Here is a 26462-nt window from a genome sequence, read left to right as displayed (position 1 = left end):
TTATCTGTGTGCTTTATTAAGCTATTAGTCACCCACGTAAAGTCTGAAACCGATTACATTTTTTCTGTATGGAATATTATAGTGTAAAACATTGCCTTGAAAAGGCAATTTATGCCGAGTTTTGGCCGAAATACTGTAACTTTATAGCCTTTACCACTTAAATTAATGAGTACAGAAAATCCAATTCCAGAAAACGAATTTGAACGTTTAGCAGCCCTAAAACGTTATAATATATTAGACACACTTCCAGATCATGCTTTTGACGATGCTACAAAGCTTGTTTCCTATATCTGCGGCGTGCCAATTGCCCATATTTCTTTTATTGATGAAAGCAGACAATGGTTTAAATCTGAAATCGGAATAGGCGTTTCTGAAGTTCCCCGCGAAATCAGTTTTTGTAAATACACTATTATGGAATCAGAAATGATCGAAATTAACGACACATTTTTGAACGACCGTTTTAAAGATGATCCTAATGTTACAGGAGGTTTTAAAGTTAGATTCTATGCAGGTGTACCACTTACAACTCCCGACGGATTTAATATTGGAACCATTTGTGCTATCGATCATGTTGCAAAAACATTAGATGAAAACCAGCGAAATGCGCTTTCGATTGTTGCAAAACACGTAATAAATCAGCTGGAAGTTCGGACTAAAAATATTGAGTTGGCCGCTCAGAAAAAAATTGCAGAACGTGCAGTTTTGGCAAAAGACAGTTTTTTGGCCAATATGAGTCACGAAATCCGCACGCCATTAAACGCCATAATTGGTTTTACAGATCTTTTGGCCCAAACGGAACTTGATGAAACACAACGCGATTATATTGAAAGTGTTCAAATTGCAGGAGAAAATCTGCTTTTGATTGTAAATGATATTTTAGATCTTTCTAAAATGGAATCAGGAAATTTAACAATTGATTCCGAGCCTTTTAATCTGAAAAAAACGCTTAAGCATGTTTATAATTTATTAAAAGTAAAAGCACATAAAGACGTAGAATTTAATCTCTTTTTAGATGCCGATATGCCCGATATGGTTATTGGCGATCAAGGAAGATTGAATCAGATTTTAGTAAATCTTATCGGAAATGCGCTAAAGTTTACGCATGATGGTGATGTAACGGTTTCTGTAAAAAAGGTAGAAGAAACAGAAGATCATTATTCGCTTCGATTTTCTGTAAAAGATACCGGAATCGGAATTCCTGAAGATAAACTTAATTCCATTTTTGAACGTTTTACCCAAGCTGAAGAAAGTACAACGCGTAGATTTGGTGGCACTGGACTCGGATTAAACATTGTAAAACAGTTGATTGAACTTCAAAAATCTGAAATTCAAGTTAAAAGCAAGGAAGGTCGCGGTTCAGAATTTTCTTTTGTCCTTTCATATAAAAAAGCAGATGCGAAAGTAGATTCAGTTAAAACAATATCAAAAAATGATCTTGGAAATCTGAAAATTTTGCTTTGCGAAGACAACGTGCTGAATCAGAAATTAGCAAAAAGCGTGGTGCAGAATTTTGGTTTTGAATTGGATATCGCTGAAAATGGGAAAGAAGGCATTGAACTTTTATCGAAGCACCAATACGATTTAGTTTTGATGGATCTTCAAATGCCAATTAAAGATGGTTATCAGACAACGGAATACATCAGAAATGAAATGAAATCAGATATTCCGATTATTGCCATGACAGCACATTCTCTTGTTGGAGAGCAGGAACGTTGTTATAAAGTCGGAATGAATGCTTATGTGCCAAAACCTTTTAAACAGTCTGTTCTTTTAAAAGCGATAAAAACGGTTATGAGCCAAGATGCTGATCATGGAAGAAGAAGAATTATTGATTTTTCTATTTTGGATGAAATGGCATGTGGAAGCCCTGATTTTAGAAAAGAAATGATTGATCTTTTTTTAGATAAAATTCCGAGTCAAACGGCTCAGCTTGAAGAAGCATTTAAAAATGAAGATCATGATGCAGTAAAGAAACTGGCGCATAATATGAAATCCAGTTTAGATATTTTCATGCTAACAGATCTCACTAATTGTTTGTCGATTATTGAAGAAGAAGCCTTAAACAATAAATTTACTTCTGAAAGTGAAGACAAAATAAATATACTGCATTACGGAATCGAGGAGACCGTTAAAATCCTGAAGGAGCTTTGATAAAAAAGAAATAAGCCTTAGCTTTACATATAAGCCAAATATAAATTGAATTTTTGCCTCAAAATATCATAACAATGAGAATCATTTTAGCCGAAGATAATGATATCTTACGCAAATCATTATCATTTTTTCTAGAGTCCAAAGGATTTGCTGTTGACCAGTTTTCTGATGGAAAAGATGCGCTTGAAGCCATCGAAAAAAACAATTACGACTTGATTTTGACCGACATAAACATGCCAGGCATTAGCGGAATGGAAATTACGCAATATGTCAGGGAAACTATTAATTCAGATGTCCCTATAATCATACTTACTTCTTCTGGTGTTGAACAGACAGAACTGGATTCTTTTGATATTGGCGCAAATGAATTTATTGCAAAACCAATCAGTCCTGCCGTTCTTTTAGTTCGAATTAATAAGTTGCTAAAAATCAAAGCTTAATGAAATTTCTATATTATTCAATAGTTTTGCTTTTTGTTTCTTCCATTTCTTTTGGACAGGAAGTAAATATCGATGCAGTTTTAGCTCAAGCAAAACAAGAAACAGAAAAAGGAAATTTTGATAAAGCATTATCCTTAATTGAACCTTTGCGTGCTAAATTTCCTGACAACGAAGATATTCAGGTTTATACAGGACGAATTTATAGCTGGAAAAAAGATTATCCATCATCCATAAAAATATTGTCACCATTAACAGACAGAACAAATCCGAATCCTGATGCTTTACAGGCAATTATCAATACTTATTTTTGGTCGGAACAATATGAAAAATGTATTTCATATTGTGATAAATATTTGGCAATTGACCCAAAATCGGTGGACGTAATTAAAACAAAAGCATCTTGTCTTGAAAAACTAAATCGCGATCAGGAAGCGTTGGAAGTTATAGAAAAAGCATCAATTGCAGATAATAGCACTCAGCCATTTAGAAGCATCCGAACGCTTATTGGTAAAAAAGCTAAAAATGCAATTGCAGCGTCTTATCTTAACATTTCTACGTCAGAGCCAGGGCAATCACCTTTGCATTATGGGTATGTTGAATATTCACATAAATTCAGCAAATCGGCAATTGTAGGTCGCGCAAACATTGGAAATACTGGCAATGATACACAAATGCTTTTTGAAACTGATTTTTACCAAACATTTTCAAACAAAAGCTATTTATATGCCAACGCCGGACTTTCAACAGGTGAAACATTATTTCCCGTTGGAAAGGCAGGTTTAGAATATTATTTTGCACCAGTTAAAAAATTTGATTTTGCATTTGGAGCTCGATTTATGCATTTTGAAAGCGATGATATTACGTTGCTTACGGGGCAGATTGCATACAATACAGGAAGTTATACATTGGCATACAGACCATATTATGATACAGGAAATTCATTGTTTTCTCATGTTTTAAGTGTACAGAAAACCAATGAAGAAAAAGAAAGAATCATAAGATTGGAACTTCAATACGGAACAGTTCCGTACTTGTATCTTTATAACGGTTTCACACAACCATTAGAAGCTTTTAGAGTTGGAATACAATATCAGCATCGTCTAGGCGATTCTTTTTTCGTACGCCCAATTTTTCTTTATGAACGCGAAGAATATACACCTGGAGAATACAGAAACAGGTTTAATGTCCAGTTAATTGTAACTAAACGTTTTTGATATGGAAAAAGTTTGGGAATTATATGAAAAAGGTGACTGGGTTGTACCGTTTCTGATTTTTTCAATATACTTATTTATTGGAGCTTCTTTTGCTTTATATGTGGTAATTATTTGGAGCCGAAATAAAAATATAAGCAGAGAAAAACGCAGAATTGAATACAGTCAGTTAATTGAAAAATTAATGTCGGCTGTTGTTTTTGAAAATGTGACTTTTTCGGTTATTAATGAAGATAAAAATTCGGCAACGCTTTTTAAAAAAGCCTTTTTCAGAGAAGTTGTAATGGAAACGATTATAAATCTTCACAAAAATTACGATGGCGTTTTTGCCCAAAAATTGGAACAATTTTATCAAGATTCAGGTTTGATAAAAGATTCGTTCAAAAAACTTCGAAATTTTAGATGGGAAGTAAAATGCAAAGGAATTACAGAATTGGCGGAATTTAATATAAACGAAGCATTTGAAACAATCATAACATTTTCAAAAGCCAGAAAAAAGACGTTGAAAATCACATCAATTAATGCTTGTATAAAACTTGCAGGAACAAAAGGCATAGTGCACCTCGCTGAGCATCCTGACCCTATTGATGACTGGACGCAGCTAAACATTATTGGCGCTTTTAAGATGCATGATATTGGAGATACAAAAGGAGTAGAACTTTTATTGGAATCTAAAAACACAACGGTTATTACACTCGGATTAAAACTTATAAAAGAGCTGAAACTTACGCAGAAACTTCCTTATGTATCGCAATTGATCGATCACGCACCCAATACATTAATTCAGTATGAAGCGCAAAACGTATTGCAGACATTAACAGTTTAATTACAAGCCAATGAGTCTTTTAAACAACGAATTAATATGGTTTTTGGATGTATACATAGTACTTATTTTGGGCTATGCTATATTGATCATGTCTTGGTATCTAATATTAGCTTATCTCTCTACAAAAGAACTTAGAAGTTATCTTAAAAAAAATAGTTTTGTTGATTATGAAGTATTGCTTACAAGCGATTATGCACCTAAACTTTCGTTAATTGCGCCCGCTTACAATGAAGGTTTTACAATTGAAGAAAATGTAAAATCCCTGCTTTCATTGAATTACAATAATTATGAGGTAATTGTGGTAAATGACGGAAGTAAAGACAATTCGATGGAAATTCTGATCAAGAAGTATGATCTTGTTTTGACCGATTTTGATTTTCACGAACAAATCGAAACCAAAAAACTTAAAGGAATTTATACTTCCAGAAATGCCGCTTTCAAGAAATTAATTGTGGCCGATAAAGAAAACGGTGGTAAAGCCGATGCCCTGAATGTAGGTTTAAATATTGCACAAAACCCGTATGTAGTTTGTATCGATGTGGATTGTATTTTGGATAAAGATTCCCTTTTGAAACTGGCAAAACCTTTCCTGGAATCGCACGGAAAACGCATTATTGCAACAGGTGGTGTAGTCAGAATTGCGAATCAATGTGTGATTAAAAATGGCCGTCTGGTCGAGGTAAATATTCCAGACAGCATGATTCCGAGGATTCAGGTTTTAGAATACCTGCGCGCTTTTCTTTTAGGAAGAATGGCATGGGGAAGACTGGACGGATTATTATTGATTTCCGGTGCATTTGGAGCATTTGATAAAGAAATTGCTTTATTATCTGGAGGTTATAGTACAAAAACGGTGGGTGAAGACATGGAATTAGTCGTGAGAATGCGCCGTTATATGCTCGAAAATAAATTACCATACTCAGTAAGTTATATTCCAGATCCACTTTGCTGGACAGAAGCGCCTGAAGATTTCAAAATATTCAAAAAACAGCGCAGCCGCTGGATGCGAGGTACAATCGAAACCCTTAGCTTTCATAAAAGAATGTTCATGAATCCTAAATATAAATTATTAGGAATGCTGAGTGTTCCTTATTGGACATTATTTGAGTTTTTGGCGCCAGGAATTGAGTTTATTGGTCTTTTAATAACGGTTATATTCATACTTTTTGGTTTGCTGAACTGGCATTTTTTCCTTCTGCTATTGCTTTTTGTGTACACTTTTGCCGTTTTCTTTTCTGTTTTAGCCTTATTCAGCGAAGAACGTACTTTTCATAAATACCCAAAACATGCCGACTTTTTCAAGCTGCTTTTAGCTGCTTTTATTGAACCGCTATATTTTCATCCAATGGCAGTTTACGCAGCTTTAGTGGGCTACAAAGAAAAAATCAAGGGAACGCACGGCTGGGGCGAAATGACCAGAAAAGGATTTACTAAAAAAGAATAAGCTATTTTTGTATTGTCCGATTTCTGAAAAAGGAGTTCCGCTATGAAAATTGAATTAAAGAAAACCGATTTTATTGGCAAAGAAATAAACGAACCGTATTATTATATTCTGATATTTGACGGAAATGCTTCTTTTTCAGTTGATTTAACGGATTATGAATGCAGCGGAAAAAGTCTTATCTTTTTATCTCCATATCAATTATTTAAATGGAATAATTCTTCAGCGCCTTTTATAAATCAAGTGAGTTTTCATGGCGATTTTTATTGTATTGAATATCACAAAAAAGAAGTGGCCTGCAACGGAATTTTGTTCAATGATATTTACAGAGAACCTTTTGTAATAATTTCTGATTTTATTTACGAGGAAATTATCAGTATTATTGAAAGAATGAAAAGGGTGGAAGATTCCAAACTCGATTATGATGATTCGATATTAAAATCCTATTTGCAGGTTGTTTTAGCATTGAGCAGTAAAGAAAAGCAGTTGAAAATGCCTTCTGAAATTCAGGAATCAATTGGAAATGCAACTATTTTGCAGTTTCAGCAGTTGCTTGACGAACATTTTCGGGAAGCCAAAGAAGTAGCTTTTTATGCTTCTAAATACAAATTAACTGTGAATACATTCAGTAAAAGAATCAAAAAGCATTTTGGAAAATCACCTTCACAACTTATCCAGGATCGCATTGTTTTAGAAGCAAAAAAACTGTTGCATTTAACGGTCAAGCCGATTCGAGAAATTGCCGTTGATCTTAATTTTGAAGATGAGTTTTATTTCAGCCGCTATTTTAAAAAGAATGTTGGAATTTCCCCGAAGGATTTCCGAAAAGAAGTCGGTATTTCTATTGTGGCAAAATAGTCCATGTAAACTCCTTTACGTCCATTTTTATCCAGACACTTGGAAACTAATTTTGGTGTGTATTTAAAACACAATCAAAATGGAAAAATTTATAAGATTTATTGCTGGCGGACAAAACAATTTTGTTCACTTTTTAAGAATAGCTATTTTCATTGTAATGGCTTGGATTGGAGGTTTAAAAGCCTTTAAATATGAGGCCGACGGAATTGTTCCCTTGGTTGCAAATAGTCCTTTTATGAGTTTCTTTTACAAAGATGCCAATAAAATGGTTGCCAATAATGAAGCAAAACAAGTCAAAGCGTACACCTTACACAAAAATTTAGAAGGCAAAACAGTCGAAAAAAACATAAAATGGCAGGAAGAGAATGGCACTTATATTTTTTCGTACGGATTGGGAACTGTCATTGTTTCGATTGGTTTATTGGTTCTTTTAGGAATTTGGTTTCCCAAAATAGGACTTTGGGGCGGACTCTTAACTTTTGGAATGTCCTTTGTCACTTTATCATTTTTAATTACAACACCTGAGGTTTATGTCCCAAATCTAGGAGGAGATTTCCCGACACCAGAGTTTGGTTTTCCGTATCTTTCTGTTGGTGGAAGATTGGTTTTAAAAGATATAATTATGATGGGCGGTGGTTTGATTATTTCCTCTGACAGTGCAAGAAGAATTCTTGGCAAAACAAAAACGTTTATTCAGTAAAAAATAAAAAAAATCCCTGTGCATTTAATAAACAGGGATTTTTTTATTTTTTCGGAAAAATTAAGGCATATACAAAACCGTTCCGCCATTTGCAGAAAGTTCCAAATTAAAGGAAGCATTATCCAATTTCTTTGTATTGAATTTTGATTCCTGACCGTCGCCATCGCTTATAATAGAAACATTTTTACCTTTTAGCATTGGTAAATTTACTGTGATATTTTTTGGTGCGTTTTCACCATTAATGGCCGCGATATACCATTTTGTGTTTTTTCTGCGGGCAATTACGCAATACTTTCCAGGATAACCATCTAAATAAACTGTTTGATCCCAAACGGTTGGAACATTTTTTAGATAATCAAATAAGTAAGAAGGTTTTTCTTTTAAGTTTTCTGGCGTTAATCCCCAATGTTGAACAGCGGAAAAGAAAACAACTGCTGTTGCCATTTCAAAAGCATCCGTTGTTTTTCGCGTTGTGCCTTTATTTGGTTCGCGATGCAGACGTTTATTCAGAAAAACGGGACCAAAATCCATTGAAGCTACTGCGTTTCTTGTAAAAGGATAAATGGTAGCAGTTGAAGGATATCGATCACTAAATCCTTGTTGGAAAACCAAATTTTCAGAAGCAAGAACAGCCTCACTCGTCATATAATTTGGATACATTCTTTCCCAACCGCGGGGCAGGGTAGCACCATGAAAGTTGATGTTCAGACCAAATTCTGCCGCATCGACAAGTATATCATGATACAATTTCATAGTCGCTTGTTTGTCTCCGCCAAAGAAATCAATTTTTAATCCTTTCACTCCAATTTCCTGTAGCCATTTCATTTCTGAACGTCGGGCTTCTGAAGTATTCATTTTGTTTTTTGGCGTTTGCGGAGCGGTATTCCAATTTCCATTCGAATTGTACCAAAGCAAAACGCCAACATTTTTTGATTTGGCATAATTAACTAATTCCGCCATTTTTTCTTTACCAATATTTACATCCCAAAGCGCATCAATTAAAATGAATTCGCATTTCATATCAGCCGCAAGATCAATAAACGTTTTTTGATCGTTATAATTGCAGCTCTCATCTTGCCAGACAATCCAGCTCCAGCTTGCGCGACCGGCATCAAATATTTTCGATGTTTTTACAAGCGGTTTTACAACATCTGTAGCTGCGGTTGATTCCACAATTGGTTTCAGCGTTTTTCCTATTGTTATTGTTTTCCATGAAGTTTGCATTGGAAGTGGAGCAGTAGCGGTAACAGGTCCGTCATGATTGTTTTCTCCTTCTTGCGGAAAAGTAACCGTATAAATTCCGTCTGTACTTGCGTCGCTTAATCGGGTTCCGACATAATTTCCGCTGATTCCAGTTTCAGAAATCAAAAGCCAGCCTTTATTTCCTAAATGAAAAAGCGCCGGAAAAGTAAAACCTAGTCCGTATTGTGATTTTGTTCCAATTGGTTCTTCTCTCGTATATTCTTCTTCATAAGATGGTTTTGTTTTTTCCCATCCACTTAACGGTGGCGCTTGAGGCGTGATAAAAGTGGTCGTTTTTGAAGGAAGTTTAAAACCAGTAATTTCTTTTTCAATGGTACAGGTTCCAGTGTTTTTTTTGCTTTTCGGAATCAGATAACTGAAAGCAACATCTGTATTTGTAACTCTGAAAATGATGTTTATAATATCATTAGCAGCATTTGTAAACGTGCAATTTATTTCATTTGCTTTATAATTTACCTGACTTACTTTAGAGCGATTCAGGTGATACGATTCCTGAATTTTATTTGTTTTGCTTCCAATTAATTTAAGTCCTTTCGTAAAATCTCCAGCGGAACTTATTATTCCTAATGGAGACTTAGCAAGGAATTCTTCGCCTTGGAAAAATACTTGGTAGTAAGCAAGGCCATTATCGACAGAAATTTCAAGTTTTAAATTTTTATCGGGACTAAATGTCGAAAGTTGCTGCGCTCGAAGCGAATTTGAAATGATGAATAGGAGAAAACTAAGAAAGAGATATCTCATTTTTTGTAGTATTTTGGTCGGTTAGTAAAGTTTGATTTTCAAAAAATAGTAATAAGTGTAAAAATAACACTATTTTTGAAAAGAAAAATTTTGAAAAGGAAAGTATTTGTAAAATTTCAAATATTTCGAACAGAATACAGTAAAGAAAAGGGAGGAATAATTAAATCCATCTTTTTTGATCCAAAGTTGAGTTGTTTTCGTATATAAGAATAGGTTAAGTTTTCTTTTTTCAAAATCTTAAAATAAAGATATGATAAGTAATACAGCAGAAAACAGTTTAATAGTAGAGATCATCCTAATATCAATTATTTTTTTAGGGTTTTCGGTCTGCTTTTTTATTGTCAAAAGCAAAGTCTTAACTTTTAAAAAAGAAAAAATAACTGATGAAGACTATGATAAAAGTGCTGAAAAAGCAATAAAAAATTTAAGGAAATAATGTTTAATAACAGCCATAAATTCTTAGTTACAGGCTGAATTCAATTATTTTAAAGATATCCCGGTTTGGAGGGATATCTTCGTTTTGCTTTTCTTTATTTAAAGAAAATTTATTGAGGAATAAAAATATCAAAAGTAGCACCTTTCATAGGTTGAGATGTCGCCATAATTATTCCGTTATGATTTTCAACTATTTTTTTGACAATGGCAAGGCCAATACCAGTTCCGTCATAAACATCTCTGCTGTGCAGTCTTTGAAAAACGCCAAATATTTTTTCGCTGTGTTCAGGTTCAAAACCAATTCCGTTGTCCTGAAAACTGATATGGCAATAGGTTTCCAAAGGAATTAATTTATCATTATGCAAATCTTTTCCAGTGGCCATTCGGCTTTTAATCGTAATTTCAAGTGGAACTTCTTTCTGAGAAAATTTCAGTGAATTATTGATTAAATTTTCAAGAAGCTGAATGAACAAAAACGGAATAATATTTATTTTCCCGTGTAGATCAGTAATAATCAAAGCATTTTTTTCGTTGATGTTTTCTCTGAGCGCTTCTTTTACATTTTCAATTATAGTTTCAAGATCTGTATTTTCGTAAATGCGATCAATAATATTTGTTCTGGAAAAAGCCAAAAGATCGTTGATTAATTCACGCATTCGATTGGTTGAATACAAAATGCGATCAAACTTTAATCTTCCGTCAGGGCTTAAATTTTCATATTCCTTTGCGAGAATAATATTTGAAAACGTCTGAATTTTTCGCAGCGGTTCCTGAAGATCATGACTTGAAATGTGCGTGAAAGCATCTAATTCGGTATTTTTTCTTTTTAATTCGTTTGCATATTTTTCGATTGCTACATATTGGGCGGCCAAATCTTCATTGGCTTTTATAATTTTGGCGTTAAGTGCATTTGTTTCTTCTTCTTTGAGTTGTAATTCTCTTGTTTTTTTATACAATTCAGTAAAAACCATCACTTTTGCCTTCAAAATTTCTGCGGATAATGGCTTAATCATATAATCAACCGCTCCCGATTGATATCCTTTAAAAATATAATCGGAAGTATTCATATTGGCAGTAAGGAAAATAATGGGAACATGTTTGAGTTTGTCACTTTGCCGAATGAGTTCGGCTGTTTCAAATCCATCCATAAGTGGCATTTGCACATCCATCAGAATAATAGCAAAATCCTGGCTTTTCAAAAGTATTCGCAAAGCATCTTTGCCTGAAGTAGCTTCAACAAATTGATATCCCAAATCAGCAAGAATAACCTGCAGTGAAAGTAAATTTTCCTTTTTGTCGTCTACTAATAATATTTTAACTGGAGCTTTTTCCATGATGTTTTTTATTTAAAATATTATTTCAGCCAAACTCTCATTAATGAAGATAATTGCTCCACATTAACGGGTTTTGTAATATAATCAGAAGCACCAGATTCAATACATCTTTGTCGGTCGCCTTTCATAGCTTTTGCAGTAACGGCAATAATCGTCAGATCCTTATGTTTTGCATTTTGTCTAATGATTTTCATGGTTTCATAACCATCAAGTTCGGGCATCATAATATCCATCAAAACAATGTCCATTTTGACATTCTGATTTAGAATTTCAATAGCTTCATGACCACTTTCGGCACTGATAACATCCAATCCAAAACGTTCCAACGCAGTTGTAAGCGCAAATAAATTTCGGACATCATCATCAACAAGAAGCACTTTTTTATTGATCAATACATCTTCTTTCAAATAATACGTTTCAATTCGGTCCCTCATGCTGTCAGGCATATCTTTATGCACACGATGAAGGAATAGGGCAGTCTGATCGACTAATTCATCAATTGAAACGGCACTTTTTGTTATAATACTATGTGCAAAACGACTGAGTTTGCTTCTTTGTTTTTTATTGACATCGCCTGCAGAATGGATAATTATGGCTGTTTCCTGACTATTTATATTATTTTCGAGATCATTAATTAAGTCAAGACCGTCAGCATCTGGAAGAAATAAATCCAATATAATACAGTCGAAGGATTTTTCTTTGATTAATTCTACAGCTGCTTCTGCTGTTAGAGCCGTTGATATTGAAATGTCATCACCTTTGACCGCCTCTACAATTCGCTTTAAATCCACGGGATTATCATCAACCACAAGAAGATTTTTTTCTTTTTTATTTTTGAAATCATGAATATCGTTAAACATTGCAGTCAGTAAATCATTTTTTACCGGTTTCACAAGAAAGTTTCTGGCGCCACGTTTTAAGCCTTTATTTCTTTCATCTTCTCCCGAAATGATATAAACCGGAATGTGTCTTAACGTAAAATCAGTTTTAAGGCGATCGAGAATTTTCCATCCGCTGGTATCCGGCATATTCAAATCCATTGTAATGGCATGAGGTTGAAACTGATTGATATAATCAATTACATCATTTCCTTTAGTGGTTACAACAGCTTTAATATCATGCTGATGCGCTCTTTCCAGAAGGATTTTTGCAAAAGTTATATTGTCTTCAGCAATTAAGAGAATTTTGTCATTTGGCCTAATATTGGTGCGGTCGTCACCAACTTCATCCACAAAATACAAATCAACATCTGATTTATTGAAACTAGCTGACGGAAGCGATTTTAAACGACTTTTTCCGGCGTGAATTACATTTGTTTCTTCATTGACGCTTATGTCTTCAATTTCAGTATTATGAACAAATTTTAGTGGCAGGAATAAAGTGAATTTGCTTCCAATGTTGGTATCACTTTCGAGTTCGATACTTCCGCCTAATAAATCAGAAAGTCCGCGGCTGATGGATAATCCTAAGCCAGTTCCGCCATATTTACGGCTTGTAGAACCTTCTGCCTGCTGGAAGGCTTCAAAAATGATATTTTGTTTTTCTTTTGAAATTCCGATTCCGGTATCTGAAATTTCGAATGCCACGACAGCTTCAGCATTTTCCAGATTATTGTTTTTTGTTTTCCAATTATTATCTGCTTTGTAAATGCTTAAGCGGACTTGGCCTTTTTCGGTAAATTTGAATGAATTGGATAACAGATTTTTCAGAATTTGATTTAATCGCTGTGAATCGGTTTCCATTAATTCAGGAAGATTGTCATCCATCAAAATTTCAAAATCAAGATGTTTTGCCTGAGAAATAGGGTTGAAGGTCGATTCCACAAATCGACTGATTTCAGCAAAACTAATCGGATTATAATCCACAGAAATATAACCAGATTCAATTTTAGAAAGATCCAGAATGTCATTGATTAACTGAATAAGGTCATCACCACAGGAATTGATTGTTTTGGCAAACTGAATTTGTTTTTCAGATAAATTTCCGTCACGATTGGCGATTAATTCATTGGCCAAAATCTGTAAACTGTTCAGTGGCGTTCTTAGCTCATGCGACATATTCGCCAAGAATTCCGATTTGTATTTGGATGTTAATGTAAGCTGATCGGCTTTTTCTTCCAATGCTTTTCTCGCAACCTCAACTTCCTGGTTTTTCTGTTCTACTTCTTCTTTTTGATTAGCCAATAAAATCGCTTTTTCTTCGAGTTCTTCATTGGTATTTTTCAATACTTCCTGCTGACTTTTCAGCTCATTTGCTAATGATTGTGACTGAACCAGTAATTCTTCGGTTCTCGAATTCGATTCAATGGTATTCAATACAATTCCGATACTTTCTGTCAAACCTTCAAGGAAATCTAAGTGTGTCTGATTAAAAGTATCAAGTGAAGCTAATTCAATTACCGCTTTAAGTCTTCCTTCGAATAAAACCGGAAGAATTATGACATCTTTTGGTTTAGCATCTCCAAGTCCGGAATTAATTCGTATATAATCTTTCGGAACATTGCTTAAAATCAAACGTTCTTTTTCAATAGCAACCTGACCAATAAGTCCTTCACCCATTGCATATTGCGTGATGGAATCTTTTCTTTTAATGTAAGCATAAGAAGCAATCAGATTCAATTTTGAATCCATAAAATCTTCACCTTCTTCTAAAATATAGAAAAGCCCATGCTGCGCCGTAACAACCGCAGCAAGCTCGGAAAGGATTTTTTTAGTAACCGCATTCAATTCTTTTTGACCTTGAAGCATTTGCGTAAATTTAGCTAAATTCGATTTCAGCCAGTCTTGTTCCTGATTTCGTAAAGTAGTCGCTTTAAGATTTGAAATCATTTGGTTGATAGTATCTTTTAGCGCCTCAACTTCACCTTTTGCTTCAACACCAATTGTTCTCGTCAAATCTCCCTGCGTTACCGCCGATGCAACCTCAGAAATGGCACGTACCTGAGTCGTAAGATTTGCCGCTAACTGATTTACGTTTTCCGTCAAGTTTTTCCAGGTTCCTGAAGCTCCGGGAACGTTTGCTTGTCCTCCCAGTTTTCCTTCAGCACCAACTTCACGGGCTACCGTTGTAACCTGGTCGGAGAAAGTGGCGAGCGTGTCAATCATTTCGTTAATAGTGTCAGTCAATTGCGCCACTTCACCTTTAGCATCAATAGAAAGTTTTTGTTTCAGATTTCCTTTTGCTACAGAAGTTACAACTTTAGCAATTCCACGAACTTGTCCCGTTAAATTCGAAGCCATAACGTTAACCGAATCCGTTAAATCTTTCCATGTTCCGGCAACACCTTTTACTTCCGATTGTCCTCCTAATTTTCCTTCCGTACCCACTTCACGCGCCACACGGGTAACTTCAGAAGAAAAGGAATTCAACTGTTCCACCATCGTGTTGAAAGTGTTTTTTAAATCCAGAATTTCTCCTTTTACGTCAACGGTAATTTGTTTCGAAAGGTCACCATTTGCAACGGCTTTAGTAACATCAGCAATGTTACGAACCTGACCGGTTAAATTGGATGCCATTTGGTTAACCGAATCCGTTAAATCTTTCCATGTTCCGGCAACACCTGGTACGAAAGCTTGTCCGCCTAATTTTCCGTCAGTACCAACTTCACGCGCTACACGAGTTACCTCAGAAGCAAAAGCACGAAGCTGATCCACCATTGTATTTACGGTTTCTTTTAATTGAAGAATTTCACCACGAACGTCTGCAGTAATTTTCTTGGACATATCTCCGTTGGCAACGGCAATTGTTACCTCGGCGATATTACGAACCTGAGTAGTTAAGTTACCCGCCATTTGGTTCACCGAATCCGTTAAATCTTTCCATGTTCCGGCAACACCCGGCACGTTTGCCTGACCTCCCAATTTTCCTTCAGTACCCACTTCACGCGCCACACGAGTTACCTCAGAGGCAAATTCACGAAGCTGATCCACCATGGTATTTAGTGTTTCTTTTAATTGCAGAATTTCCCCGGCTACGTCAACCGTAATTTTTCGGGACATATCACCGTTAGCAACTGCAATCGCCACATCGGCAATGTTACGCACCTGAGCGGTAAGATTTCCTGCCATTTGATTAACCGAATCTGTTAAATCTTTCCATGTTCCGGCAACTCCGGGAACGTTTGCTTGTCCTCCCAGTTTTCCTTCGGTTCCAACTTCTCGCGAAACCCTTGTAACCTCCGAAGCAAAGCCTCGAAGCTGATCCACCATGGTATTAATTGTATTTTTTAATTCTAGAATTTCTCCTTTTACGTCAACAGTAATTTGGAGCGATAAATCTCCTTTTGCTACGGCAGTTGTAACTTCGGCGATATTACGTACTTGTCCGGTTAAGTTGGATGCCATTTGGTTCACTGAATCCGTTAAATCTTTCCATGTTCCGCCGACACCTTCAACCTGTGCTTGTCCTCCCAGTTTTCCTTCAGTACCAACTTCACGCGCTACACGAGTTACCTCAGAGGCAAAGGAATTCAGCTGACCCACCATCGTGTTGATGGTGTTTTTAAGTTCCAAAATCTCTCCTTTGGTATCAACAGTAATTTGTCGGGATAAATCTCCTTTTGCAACGGCTGTAGTTACTTCGGCGATGTTACGTACTTGTCCGGTTAAGTTCGATGCCATTTGGTTCACCGAATCCGTTAAATCTTTCCAGGTTCCGCCGACACCTTTTACTTTTGCCTGACCACCGAGTTTTCCTTCTGTACCAACTTCAAGCGCCACACGCGTTACCTCAGAAGAGAAAGAATTCAGCTGATCCACCATCGTGTTGATTGTTTTCTTCAATTCGAGAATTTCACCTTCGGCGACGGCCGTAATTTTTTTCGAAAGGTCACCATTTGCAACGGCTGTTGTAACTTCGGCGATGTTACGTACTTGTCCGGTTAAGTTGGATGCCATTTGGTTAACCGAATCGGTTAAATCTTTCCAGGTTCCACCAACACCTTTTACTTTTGCCTGACCACCGAGTTTTCCTTCTGAACCAACCTCACGTGCCACACGAGTTACCTCGGCACCAAAAGAGTTCAGCTGATCCACCATGGTATTGATGGTATTTTTTAATTCGAGGATTTCTCCTTCAACGTTTACGGTAATTTTTTTAGATAAATCGCCTTTTGCCACCGCAGTTGTTACTTCGGCAATATTTCTAACTTGCCCAGTTAAGTTGGATGCCATTTGATTCACCGAATCTGTCAAATCTTTCCAAACTCCACCAACACCACGTACACGCGCTTGTCCGCCTAGTTTTCCTTCGGAACCCACTTCACGAGCCACACGAGTTACCTCAGAAGAAAAGGAGTTTAACTGATCCACCATGGTATTGATGGTGTCTTTTAATTCCAGAATTTCTCCTTTTACGTCAACGGTGATTTTTTTCGAAAGATCTCCTTTTGCTACGGCTGTTGTTACATCGGCGATATTACGTACTTGTCCGGTAAGGTTAGATGCCATTTGGTTTACCGAATCCGTTAAATCTTTCCAGGTTCCACCAACACCTTTTACCTGAGCCTGACCGCCCAGTTTTCCTTCAGTACCAACTTCACGGGCCACACGGGTTACCTCAGAAGAAAACGAGTTCAGCTGATCCACCATTGTATTGATAGTGTTTTTTAACTCCTGAATTTCTCCTTTTACGTCAACGGTAATTTTTTTGGATAAATCTCCTTTTGCCACCGCGGTTGTTACATCGGCGATATTTCTAACTTGTCCGGTAAGGTTGGAAGCCATTTTGTTTACTGAATCGGTCAAATCTTTCCAAACTCCACCAACACCACGAACTTTTGCCTGACCGCCCAGTTTTCCTTCGGTACCAACCTCACGCGCCACACGCGTAACTTCCATCGAGAAAAGGTTCAACTGTTTTACCATGGCGTTTACCTCTTTTGCAATTCTGAGGAATTCTCCCTGCAACGGATTTCCTTCAATAGCTAAAGGCATTTCCTGCGATAAATTTCCTTTTGCAACCGAGGTAATTACGTGCGCAATTTCAATTGTAGGGTGAACTAAATCGGAAATCAATGTGTTTACTGAATCGACGCAGGAACTCCAGGAACCTCGCGCTCCGTCCAAAACGACACGATTGGTTAATTTTCCTTGTTTACCAATGCTTTTTCCAACCTTCTGAAATTCAAAAACCATTCTTTCATTCAGGTCAATAATTTCGTTTAACGTATCGCAGATGGCTCTTTTTGTTCCATCCTGATCGGTAGGGAAACGTTGGGAGAAATTACCATTTTTTACTTTCAGCAAAATTTTAAGAAACTCAGCGTCACTAAGAATTGATTCTTCAGTTTTGCTTTTTCTACTTTTGCTATTAGGTCTTATTTCATCTGTAATAACAGGCAGAGCGATCAGCATGTCATTTTTCAGTGTTTTATCGTTATGTTTCTTATTTTTCATAATTGGTAAATCTTTGCTGAAGGATTTGTTTTTGGTGATTCGAGGTTAATTATTAATTATGAATTGTTAATTGTTAATTTGGTTTTTCATTAATAATTAACAATTCATAATTAATAATTGTTTAAACGTTTTCATTGAGTAAAATTTTCCTAAGATGAAACTGTACAAAAGCATCCATAGAATCGGGTCTTTTGGTGTTGTCGGTGTAATTTAAAGGCTTTATAATATATCCTGAAATGCCTAATTTTTCGGCTGTAATACGATCACTACTTTCAGAAGAAGTCGTCATGATGAATACTTTTAAATCTTTTAAATTTTCATCCGTTCTTAGGATTTTCAGAAATTCAATTCCATTCATTTTTGGCATATTGATATCCAGCAGAATCACATCCGGAACAAGTGGGTTTTCTGTGTTTTTGAGCATTTGAAGTGCTTCAAGTCCATTATACGCAGTATGTAGAATATATTTGATCTCTAGCTTTTTCAATGAACGTTCCACCGAAATTGTGTCTAGTTCATCATCTTCAATTAATAAAATATTAGGCTTTCTCATGCTGTTTATTATTTCTCCAGGTGAAAGTAAATGTGGTTCCTTCGCCCAGTTTTGATTCTACATGTATACTTTCTCCCTGATCATCAATGATTTTTTTAACAATGGCGAGTCCAACTCCGGTGCTTTCCATTTCGTTTTTCTCTCTCAGTGTCTGGAAAATTTCAAATATTTTTTGGTGATATCCTTCATCGATACCAATTCCGTTGTCTGTTACTGAAAATTCATAATAGTTGAGTACTTTCTGGCACTTTATTTCGATATAAGGATTTTCGGGTTTTGAATATTTGACCGCATTGCTGATTAAATTCGAAAAAACCTGTTCCAGTTTTAAACGCTCTGTAACAAGTTCGGGAAGGTTTATGATTTCGAGTTTGAATTCTCTTGGAACTATTGATTGTGCGATTTCCTGAACAAGCGTATTTGTATCAACAATTTCAGGAGAAGTTTTTCTGTTGATGCGGGCGTAATCCAAAAGTCCGTTAATCAAAGCTTCCATGCGCTGTGTTCTTTTCGGAATAATATTCAGATAATTTCTTAAAGCGGGAGAAAGTTCGCTTGACAAATCTTCTTCAATCCAGCTTATTACATTGTAAATTCCCCGAAGCGGCGCTTTTAAATCATGAGAAACAACGTAGGCAAATTTGTTAAGTTCTTCGTTTTTGTTTTCCAGTTCCTGAATATTCTTTTCGAGTCGGCGCGACATAATATTCAACGATGCTGCGAGCGCGCTTAGTTCATCTTTTTTAAAATCCCGAACAATAGTAAAACGACCTTTTGAAATTGTATCGGCTACCCGAACCATCGAATTTATTCGTTTTGTAATCATGATTACGATATAAGCCGTACTGCATATTCCAACAAAAATCGTAAGTGATAAAAAAACCAGTGAATAACTTCGCGCTTTGTTTAGAGAATGCAGCAACATTTCACTGTGATGAGCTCTCGTTTTGTATTCGATTTTTTCAAATCTTTTAAATTTTTCTGTAATCGAATCATTAATATTTTTGCCAATGTGCTTCTTAAATTTAGTATCTAAAAGGAATTGGTAGGTTTTAGGATTTTCTCTTCTCGCCCGAATTAATTCGGATGTAAAAGAAAGCCATTCCGAATGAAGAATACTTATCGAATCTAAAATAGAAGACTGAATCGTATTGCTGTCAATGAGCGTATGTTGTTCTACAAAAAAGTCCGGAACTTTTTCTATTCCGCTATAATAAGGCGCCAGATAAGTTGTGTCATTAGTCAGTAAATAACCCCGAACGGCACTTTGCATTTGTAAAATGGCTCTATGAGTTTTATTTGAATTTCGGATGACAGCTTCCGATTTTGAAAGAAACTCTGAGTTTTGATTGACTTTGAGAGACAGCCTGTAATTGGTATACGAATCTGCAGCAGAAAGCAAAATGATAAGCGTAAAGGCTAAAATTATTTGAGTTGATAACTTCATTGTCTTTCTATTAAGAAAATCGCATTAAATAATAAAAAATGACTTATTTTAAAATGGGCGCATTTTGCATTTTTGAAAAATTCACTATACTGTAAAATCACTTATAATCTTCTTTAATTCGTTAAAATCACTCGGTTTTGAAATAAATTCTTTTGCACCATAATTTCTGGCCTTTACTTTTGTTTCTTCAAATTGAGAAGTAGAAAAAATAACTACTGGAATATCCTGAATAATCTTCTGTGTTTTAATAGCGGCTAAAAATTCAAAACCCGACATAATTGGCATATTCAAATCAAGAAAAATAATATCTGGAATAAGTTCTTGGCGAATTAATTTGTTGAGCGCTTCTACCGAATTGTGCATTGCAGTATAATCAGCATCGGAAACCGCCTGAAGTGCTTCCATGAAAAATTCGCAATCGTCAACATCATCGTCAATTTGCAGTATATTTTTATAAATCATATGTGTTTTTGGTTTCGTTAAAAGATGATAATTCTTCGCACTTATTATTTTGGTGAATTAGGAAGTGCGATTCAATAAATCTGTCACATAATAAATGGGGATTTTATTATCGAAATTGAAAAAACAGCAATGTGTATTTTGAAGTAAAAATGTTTCATAGAATTCAGAATTTTTGGTGTTAATTCATCTATGAAAGTAGAAATAAGATTTTCCTTTCTTTTACATGATTTCAGATTAATGTTATATAATTAATATGTTTTGAGTTTTCATTTAGTCATTCAAGAATAAAAGATCATAATGTTTAAGCTTAAAGATTTTTTATAAAATAGTTTGATTTTGGTCAAATTGCTTGCAATTCAAATAACCTTAATGGTTTTGTAGCCTGTATTTGTACAAAATGTCTATAATAATGAATAATGTGTCCATTAGTTAAAAATTCAAGATCTATAATTTTACTTCAAGTGAAAATCTAATGAGTCTGCAACTCACAGACACAAGAGAAGCATTGGTTTTTTATCTAAAAGATTAAGTTTGTTTTTATGGTTTTACTAAATGGGAGATTAATAAAATAATCTCCTATTTTTTATAAGTACAAGTCCGAAATCTGAAGCTTATTTTTTATACCGAATTGCAGCAGTTTTAAAATTTAGAAATTTTAGTTCATAGACAAGTAGATTTCTTTTGAACAGAGAGTTTTAAACTGCGTTTTATTAATGTTAAATAATAATTTTTTAAATGTGTTATAATATGAAAACTGACTGTTCGAGAATTAAAAACGAGACTGCTTCAGCTGGTGGTTTTACTTATTTTCTGGTATTATTTTTTTTAATTTTCAATGCGTATTCTCAAAATGGAGAAAAAACAAAAAGTTCGTTTGCTGTAATCGAAAAACTTATTGGAAATCGCGCAAATGACTTTCAACTGGAAATTATAGAAAGTAAAGAAGGAGATGATTCAGATTGGTTTGAAGTTGAAACAACAACAAACGCGGTGAAAATTAAAGCAACATCAAATACGGTAATTTGTTATGCGGCGTATAATTTTTTGAGAGATATTGGTGCTGTTTTAGTCAGTTGGGAAGGAAATAGAATCAATTTGCCTAAAACGTGGCCTGCATATTCAAAAAAAGGAGCTACTCCTTTTAAATATAGAGAATACTTAAACGCCTGTACTTTTGGTTACACGACTCCTTGGTGGGATTGGGAGCGCTGGGAAAAAGAAATTGACTGGATGGCTTTGCATGGTATTAATTTGCCTACTGCATTAGAAGGACAAGAGGCAGTTTGGCAATTACTTTGGAAAGAATATGGCGTAACAGACGAACAATTACAAAAGCATTTTGCAGGACCAGCATTTTTGCCTTGGCAGCGAATGGGAAATATAAACAGTCTAGATGGGCCGTTACCACAAGAATGGATCAATAAAAAAGAAATTGTTCAAAAGAAGATTCTGCAAAAAATGAGAGCATTGGGAATGCATCCGGTTGTGCCCGCTTTTAGTGGATATGTTCCGAAAGCATTTGCAGAAAAACATCCTGATTCAAAAATAAGCGAATTAAAATCCTGGTCGGGTGGAGGTTTTGAAAGTACTTATTTATTAGATTCTAAAGATCCTTTGTTTAAAGAAATTGGAAAACGCTTTATAGAAATTTATACGAAGTTATATGGAGAATCTGATTTTTATCTGGCCGATTCTTTTAATGAAATCGTACCGCCAGTTTCAGAAGGACATAAAAATGAAGAATTGGCCGACTACGGAAAAACCATTTTTGAAGCTATAAATGATGCGGCACCCAAAGCAAAATGGGTAATGCAGGGCTGGCTTTTTGGCGATAATAAAGAATTTTGGACAAAAGAAGCAACAAAAGCTTTCCTTAGCAAAGTTCCCAATGATAGGATGATTATTCAGGATTATGCAAATGACAGGTATAAAGTGTGGGAAAATCAAGAAGCATTTTATGGAAAACAATGGACATACGGTTATGTTCATAATTATGGAGGATCAAATCCTGTTTATGGCGATTTTAATTTCTACAGAAACGAACTTATTAGCCTGATGAAAAACACAAACAAAGGGAATGTTGTAGGTTACGGAGTCATGCCAGAAGGATTGAATAATAACTCATCGGTTTACGAATATATTTATGATCTGCCATGGACGCTGGGTAAAGAATCAGTAAATGATTGGCTGAAAAACTATTTGAAAGCCAGATATGGGAAAGATAATTCAGCCGAAGTTCTTAAAGCTTGGCAATTATTGGTAGAATCGGTTTACAGTACAAAATATTGGGAAACACGCTGGTGGAATGATAAAGCGGGAGCTTATTTATTTTTTAAGAAACCAACTTTAAAAATAACAGAATTTAAAGGAAATCCTGGTGATAAGGAAAAGCTGAAACAGGCTTTGGATATTTTGAATAAAGAAGCTAAGAATTTTGATAAAAAGAATCTTTTTCAATATGATTTGATCGATGCCTCAAGACATTATTATTCGCTTTGTATTGATGATATGCTGATGGAATGTGTAGCGGCTTACAATTCAAAAGACTTGAAAAAAGGAGATGAATTATTTTCTAAGATAGAAAAACAAGCTTTTGAAATAGACAATATGATGAAGGGGCAGCCTTTAAATAATTTGAAAGATTGGCTGCAGTCGGCATGGAATTACGGAAGTTCTGAATCAGAATCGAAATTGTATTTAAAAAACGCAAAAACAATAATTACACTTTGGGGAGGCGAAGGACATTTAAATGATTATGCTTCAAGAGCATGGGGCGGCATGTATAAAGGATTTTATTGGCCAAGATGGAAAATGTTTTTACAAGCTCAAAGAGAATCGGTTACCAGCAACAAACCATTTGATGAATTGAAAGTGGTTGAATCTATAAAAGAATGGGAAACAAAATGGTGCGAAAGCGAAAAAATGAATTAACTGAAAAAAATGCGCGATTAAGATTTGTGAGAATTATAAAACAAGCCTGATTTAATAACTTTTAACAGACAGCACTTTAGAATAATTTTAACCTTTTTAAAAGTACAAACTTTGAAGAAATAAGCGTCTAAAGCCTTTGTTTTATTGGGATAAGCAAAAATATCCATGTTTATGAATAATCTGTCCATTCATTAAATAAAGCATAATTCTATCTTCGCTTAACAATTTTTTAACTAACTAACTTAAATATAATATGGAAAAACTTAAACTATTATTATTAGTGTTTTTTGCAAGCCTCTCATTCAATTGCTGGGCGCAAAAAACAGATGTGTCCGGTGTAGTTTTGGACGACAAAGGCATGCCATTACCAGCGGCCAATGTAATTGAAAGTGGAACTAAAAATAGTGCCATGACAGATTTTGATGGAAGATTCAAACTTACTGTTTCAAATAAAAACGCAAGCCTATTAGTTTCTTTTGTTGGGTTTGTAGATCAAAGTGTCAAACTTAACGGATCACAAAATATCACAATTAGATTAGCTTCAACTACTACAAACTTAGAGCAAGTTGTTGTTGTAGGATACGGAAAAGGATCTCGTAAAAACTTAACAACCGCAGTTTCATCTGTAAAAGCAGATGATTTAAATAACGGTGTAATTGCTGACGTTGGTCAATTATTACAAGGTAAAGTTTCAGGTTTGAATGTTTCAACAAGCGGTGATCCTACTAAAGCTTCTTCAGTTGTTTTACGTGGAGCGTCGACATTAAATAGTTCTCAAGGACCATTTTATGTAGTTGACGGAATTCCGGGTGTTGATATTTCTATTATTGCTCCTGATGATATTGTTACAATTGATGTATTGAAAGATGCCGCTGCAACTGCTATTTATGGTAACCGTGCTGCAAATGGTGTAATCATGGTAACAACAAAAAGAGGAAGCAAAGACAGATCTCAAATTAGCTACAGTAATTATTTTGGTTTTGAAAAAGTATCAAACCAGTTGGATATGATGAATGCTACTCAGTTGAGAGATTTCGTAACCAAAAATAATTTAAGTTTTACTCCTGAAAATGATAAAGGTGCAGATACTGACTGGCAAAAGGCAATCCTTAGACCTGGTTACACACCGTCAACAACTCAAAATCTTTCTATGAGCGGTGGAGGCGAGCATGGTAATTATTTTGCGAGTGTAAGTTATATCAATAAAGAAGGAGTATTGCAAGGAAATGAATTTTCACGCGTGATTGCGCACTTAGCAATCGAACAAAATGCTTTTGATGATAATGTTAAATTTGGTTTGAACGTTACCAACTCAAACAGCAAATACAATAATGTGCCACAGCGTAACGTGGTACTGCAGCAATCGATAAACCACTTGCCGGTTTCGCCGATAACAAATCCAAACGGAACTTATTTTGAAAATTTCATCCAGACTGGTTATTTTAACCCAGTGGCAATGATGAATCATGCAGATGATGATACAAAAACGAATAATCTTGTTGCTAGTTTAACATCTGAAGTAAAACTTCCTTGGGGATTCACTTATAACTTGAATTTGTCTTACCAACAATTAAATTCACTTCACGGTGAATATTATGACAGTTATTATCAACAATATAATAGTTCGAATTTCTACAATAATCCAGATCCACCTCAAACAAAAACATTAGTGAATTTTGGTGTAAACGGATCAGCTTTGAGAAATTCATACCAAACCAGCAATACAATTATTGAAAGTTTCCTGAATTGGGATAAAGCTTTTGGCAACCACAAACTTAAAGCAGTTCTTGGTTATTCATGGCAAGAAGATGTTTTAGGAGATGGATTTCAGGCAACAAATACCAATTTTCCGGTAGACAATGTGAGTTACAACAATCTTGCTTTAGGAAATTATAGTTCGGTTTCAGGTTACAGAGTAGATTTCGGAGATAGCAAAGCTTACCAGAAAAAACGTTTGATTTCTTATTTTGGACGTTTAAATTACAATTTCAAAGACAAATATCTTTTACAAGGATCTATTAGAAGAGATGGCGGTTCTGTGTTTGGTGCAAATAATCAATGGGGATACTTTCCTTCAGTTGGTGGAGCTTGGAGAATTGACAAAGAAGGTTTTATGGCTAACCAAGAAATCTTTACCGATTTAAAACTTCGTGCAAGCTGGGGTCAAACAGGAAACTCTTCGGGATTTAATGCTTACACGGCTCAATTTATCTCAGGAAGTCTAGGTACATTTTATTATAACGGACAGCAAGTTGGAGCTTATGGACCAAATCAGGCAGCAAATCCAGATTTGAATTGGGAGAAAACAGCAACAGCAAATATTGGTCTTGACTTTACAGTATTGAAAGGAAAATTATCTGGATCTGTTGAGGTTTATGACAAAAAAACAACCGATATGATTTACAACTATTCTGTAAATCCAGTACTTGTACCAGTAGGAACAATCGTTGCAAACGGTGGAAATATGTCAAACAAAGGTGTCGAGGTGACTTTGAATGCAAATGTGGTTAAAACTAAAAACTTTAGTTATGCAACAAGTTTAAATTTTTCACACAACAAAAATGAGATTACTAAATTGACAAATCCTTATTTTATCGGAGGTGATTCAATTAGAAGAGTGCAGCCAGATGGAGGCGGACAAACAGGAAGCACTTTACAAATTTTAAAAGAAGGAAAACCTCTTGGACAATTCTTTACGCTTCAATATGCAGGAAAAAATGCAGCAGGTATTTCTCAATATGTTGCTAAAGATGGAAGTTTAACAACTAATCCTCAAATTGGTGTAGATTACCATTATGCAGGAAGTGCACAGCCTAAATTCATGATGGGATGGAACAATAATTTTACATACAAAAAATTTGATTTGAATATTTTCTTCCGTGGTGTATTTGGTAATAAAATTTTCAATGCAACTCGTGCAGATTTGTTTAGGCCGAGTACAGCAATGTCTAATAACATACTTGTAGATGCGGCAGGTGAATCGCCAAATGATATTAACGCCTATAAATATTCAACTCGTTTTATAGAAGATGGCAGCTACATCCGATTAGATAATATGACTTTAGGTTATGATTTTGGTAAAGTTGGACGATACATTAAAAAGATTCGTATTTATGAAACCGTAAATAACCTTTTTGTTATCACAAAATACAGCGGAATTGATCCTGAGGTGGAACAAGGAGGAACTGCTCCTGGTGTAGATTCAAATAACTTTTACCCAAAAACCACAACATTTTTGTTTGGTATGAACGTGGTATTTTAAAAATTAAATTGT

The 26462-nt window shown here is 35.2% G+C and carries 16 protein-coding genes; 10 read left to right on the top strand and 6 right to left on the bottom strand.

What is annotated here, in order from left to right:
• Nucleotides 1-165 precede the first annotated feature (165 nt).
• From GQ47_RS02390 to GQ47_RS02360, 7 genes are all read left to right on the top strand, one after another.
• Nucleotides 166-2151: an ATP-binding protein gene (locus tag GQ47_RS02390; protein ID WP_035644361.1), complete on the top strand. Its 1986-nt coding sequence runs from the start codon at nucleotides 166-168 to the stop codon at nucleotides 2149-2151.
• A 74-nt stretch (nucleotides 2152-2225) separates the two neighbouring features.
• Nucleotides 2226-2591 (top strand): response regulator transcription factor, encoded by a 366-nt coding sequence (locus GQ47_RS02385; RefSeq protein ID WP_035644357.1) that lies wholly within the window; start codon nucleotides 2226-2228, stop codon nucleotides 2589-2591.
• Nucleotides 2591-3805 carry a YaiO family outer membrane beta-barrel protein gene (locus GQ47_RS02380; RefSeq protein WP_035644354.1) on the top strand — a complete coding sequence of 405 codons (1215 nt, stop codon included), beginning with the start codon at nucleotides 2591-2593 and terminating at the stop codon, nucleotides 3803-3805. Before GQ47_RS02385 ends, GQ47_RS02380 begins: the two co-directional genes overlap by 1 nt.
• A 1-nt stretch (nucleotide 3806) precedes the next feature.
• The gene (locus GQ47_RS02375) at nucleotides 3807-4628 is read left to right on the top strand and encodes a hypothetical protein (RefSeq protein WP_035644352.1); all 822 of its coding nucleotides are present in this window, start codon (nucleotides 3807-3809) and stop codon (nucleotides 4626-4628) included.
• 10 nt (nucleotides 4629-4638) lie between these two features.
• A complete protein-coding gene (locus GQ47_RS02370; RefSeq protein WP_035644350.1) occupies nucleotides 4639-6072 on the top strand; it encodes a glycosyltransferase family 2 protein in 1434 nt (477 codons plus the stop codon).
• Nucleotides 6073-6114: 42 nt separating this feature from the next.
• Nucleotides 6115-6927: a helix-turn-helix domain-containing protein gene (locus GQ47_RS02365; protein WP_035644349.1), complete on the top strand. Its 813-nt coding sequence runs from the start codon at nucleotides 6115-6117 to the stop codon at nucleotides 6925-6927.
• Between the two features lie 79 nt (nucleotides 6928-7006).
• The gene (locus GQ47_RS02360; protein WP_035644347.1) at nucleotides 7007-7627 is read left to right on the top strand and encodes a DUF417 family protein; all 621 of its coding nucleotides are present in this window, start codon (nucleotides 7007-7009) and stop codon (nucleotides 7625-7627) included.
• Between the two features lie 60 nt (nucleotides 7628-7687).
• On the opposite strand, the gene GQ47_RS02355 is transcribed toward GQ47_RS02360, so the two are convergent.
• Nucleotides 7688-9631, bottom strand: a complete 1944-nt coding sequence (locus tag GQ47_RS02355; RefSeq protein ID WP_035644344.1) for a glycoside hydrolase family 97 protein — start codon at nucleotides 9629-9631, stop codon at nucleotides 7688-7690.
• A 250-nt stretch (nucleotides 9632-9881) separates the two neighbouring features.
• On the opposite strand from GQ47_RS02355, the gene GQ47_RS02350 reads away from it, so the two are divergent.
• Complete coding sequence (locus GQ47_RS02350) at nucleotides 9882-10067, top strand: hypothetical protein (RefSeq protein WP_035644341.1); 186 nt, start codon at nucleotides 9882-9884, stop codon at nucleotides 10065-10067.
• Between the two features lie 109 nt (nucleotides 10068-10176).
• Here GQ47_RS02350 and GQ47_RS02345 read toward each other — a convergent pair whose 3' ends face one another.
• From GQ47_RS02345 to GQ47_RS02325, 5 genes are all read right to left on the bottom strand, one after another.
• Nucleotides 10177-11400 (bottom strand): sensor histidine kinase, encoded by a 1224-nt coding sequence (locus tag GQ47_RS02345; RefSeq protein WP_035644340.1) that lies wholly within the window; start codon nucleotides 11398-11400, stop codon nucleotides 10177-10179.
• 20 nt (nucleotides 11401-11420) lie between these two features.
• Nucleotides 11421-17795: a HAMP domain-containing protein gene (locus tag GQ47_RS02340; protein ID WP_202965008.1), complete on the bottom strand. Its 6375-nt coding sequence runs from the start codon at nucleotides 17793-17795 to the stop codon at nucleotides 11421-11423.
• Between the two features lie 121 nt (nucleotides 17796-17916).
• On the bottom strand, nucleotides 17917-18348 hold the full coding sequence (locus tag GQ47_RS02335; protein ID WP_035644338.1) for a response regulator: 432 nt from the start codon (nucleotides 18346-18348) through the stop codon (nucleotides 17917-17919).
• On the bottom strand, nucleotides 18335-19795 hold the full coding sequence (locus GQ47_RS02330; protein ID WP_035644333.1) for an ATP-binding protein: 1461 nt from the start codon (nucleotides 19793-19795) through the stop codon (nucleotides 18335-18337). Before GQ47_RS02330 ends, GQ47_RS02335 begins: the two co-directional genes overlap by 14 nt.
• An 84-nt stretch (nucleotides 19796-19879) precedes the next feature.
• Nucleotides 19880-20257, bottom strand: a complete 378-nt coding sequence (locus tag GQ47_RS02325) for a response regulator (protein ID WP_035644331.1) — start codon at nucleotides 20255-20257, stop codon at nucleotides 19880-19882.
• Nucleotides 20258-21004: 747 nt separating this feature from the next.
• Here GQ47_RS02325 and GQ47_RS02320 point away from each other — a divergent pair.
• Nucleotides 21005-23188: an alpha-N-acetylglucosaminidase gene (locus GQ47_RS02320; protein WP_035644329.1), complete on the top strand. Its 2184-nt coding sequence runs from the start codon at nucleotides 21005-21007 to the stop codon at nucleotides 23186-23188.
• 253 nt (nucleotides 23189-23441) lie between these two features.
• The gene (locus GQ47_RS02315; protein ID WP_035644327.1) at nucleotides 23442-26450 is read left to right on the top strand and encodes a SusC/RagA family TonB-linked outer membrane protein; all 3009 of its coding nucleotides are present in this window, start codon (nucleotides 23442-23444) and stop codon (nucleotides 26448-26450) included.
• Nucleotides 26451-26462 lie beyond the last annotated feature (12 nt).

The organism is Flavobacterium sp. ASV13 (assembly GCF_000745775.1).
In the GTDB taxonomy this organism is placed as follows: domain Bacteria; phylum Bacteroidota; class Bacteroidia; order Flavobacteriales; family Flavobacteriaceae; genus Flavobacterium.
This window is presented reverse-complemented; position numbering and strand designations above follow the sequence as displayed.

What these genes read in the sequence shown, in the direction of transcription:
- GQ47_RS02390 (WP_035644361.1), top strand. Translation starts at nt 166, where the DNA reads ATGAGTACAGAAAATCCAATTCCAGAAAACGAATTTGAACGTTTAGCA.
- GQ47_RS02315 (WP_035644327.1), top strand. Translation starts at nt 23,442, where the DNA reads ATGGAAAAACTTAAACTATTATTATTAGTGTTTTTTGCAAGCCTCTCA.
- GQ47_RS02385 (WP_035644357.1), top strand. Translation starts at nt 2,226, where the DNA reads ATGAGAATCATTTTAGCCGAAGATAATGATATCTTACGCAAATCATTA.
- GQ47_RS02345 (WP_035644340.1), bottom strand. Translation starts at nt 11,400, where the DNA reads ATGGAAAAAGCTCCAGTTAAAATATTATTAGTAGACGACAAAAAGGAA.
- GQ47_RS02320 (WP_035644329.1), top strand. Translation starts at nt 21,005, where the DNA reads ATGAAAACTGACTGTTCGAGAATTAAAAACGAGACTGCTTCAGCTGGT.
- GQ47_RS02335 (WP_035644338.1), bottom strand. Translation starts at nt 18,348, where the DNA reads ATGAGAAAGCCTAATATTTTATTAATTGAAGATGATGAACTAGACACA.
- GQ47_RS02360 (WP_035644347.1), top strand. Translation starts at nt 7,007, where the DNA reads ATGGAAAAATTTATAAGATTTATTGCTGGCGGACAAAACAATTTTGTT.
- GQ47_RS02370 (WP_035644350.1), top strand. Translation starts at nt 4,639, where the DNA reads ATGAGTCTTTTAAACAACGAATTAATATGGTTTTTGGATGTATACATA.
- GQ47_RS02325 (WP_035644331.1), bottom strand. Translation starts at nt 20,257, where the DNA reads ATGATTTATAAAAATATACTGCAAATTGACGATGATGTTGACGATTGC.
- GQ47_RS02380 (WP_035644354.1), top strand. Translation starts at nt 2,591, where the DNA reads ATGAAATTTCTATATTATTCAATAGTTTTGCTTTTTGTTTCTTCCATT.
- GQ47_RS02375 (WP_035644352.1), top strand. Translation starts at nt 3,807, where the DNA reads ATGGAAAAAGTTTGGGAATTATATGAAAAAGGTGACTGGGTTGTACCG.
- GQ47_RS02365 (WP_035644349.1), top strand. Translation starts at nt 6,115, where the DNA reads ATGAAAATTGAATTAAAGAAAACCGATTTTATTGGCAAAGAAATAAAC.
- GQ47_RS02340 (WP_202965008.1), bottom strand. Translation starts at nt 17,795, where the DNA reads ATGAAAAATAAGAAACATAACGATAAAACACTGAAAAATGACATGCTG.
- GQ47_RS02330 (WP_035644333.1), bottom strand. Translation starts at nt 19,795, where the DNA reads ATGAAGTTATCAACTCAAATAATTTTAGCCTTTACGCTTATCATTTTG.
- GQ47_RS02350 (WP_035644341.1), top strand. Translation starts at nt 9,882, where the DNA reads ATGATAAGTAATACAGCAGAAAACAGTTTAATAGTAGAGATCATCCTA.
- GQ47_RS02355 (WP_035644344.1), bottom strand. Translation starts at nt 9,631, where the DNA reads ATGAGATATCTCTTTCTTAGTTTTCTCCTATTCATCATTTCAAATTCG.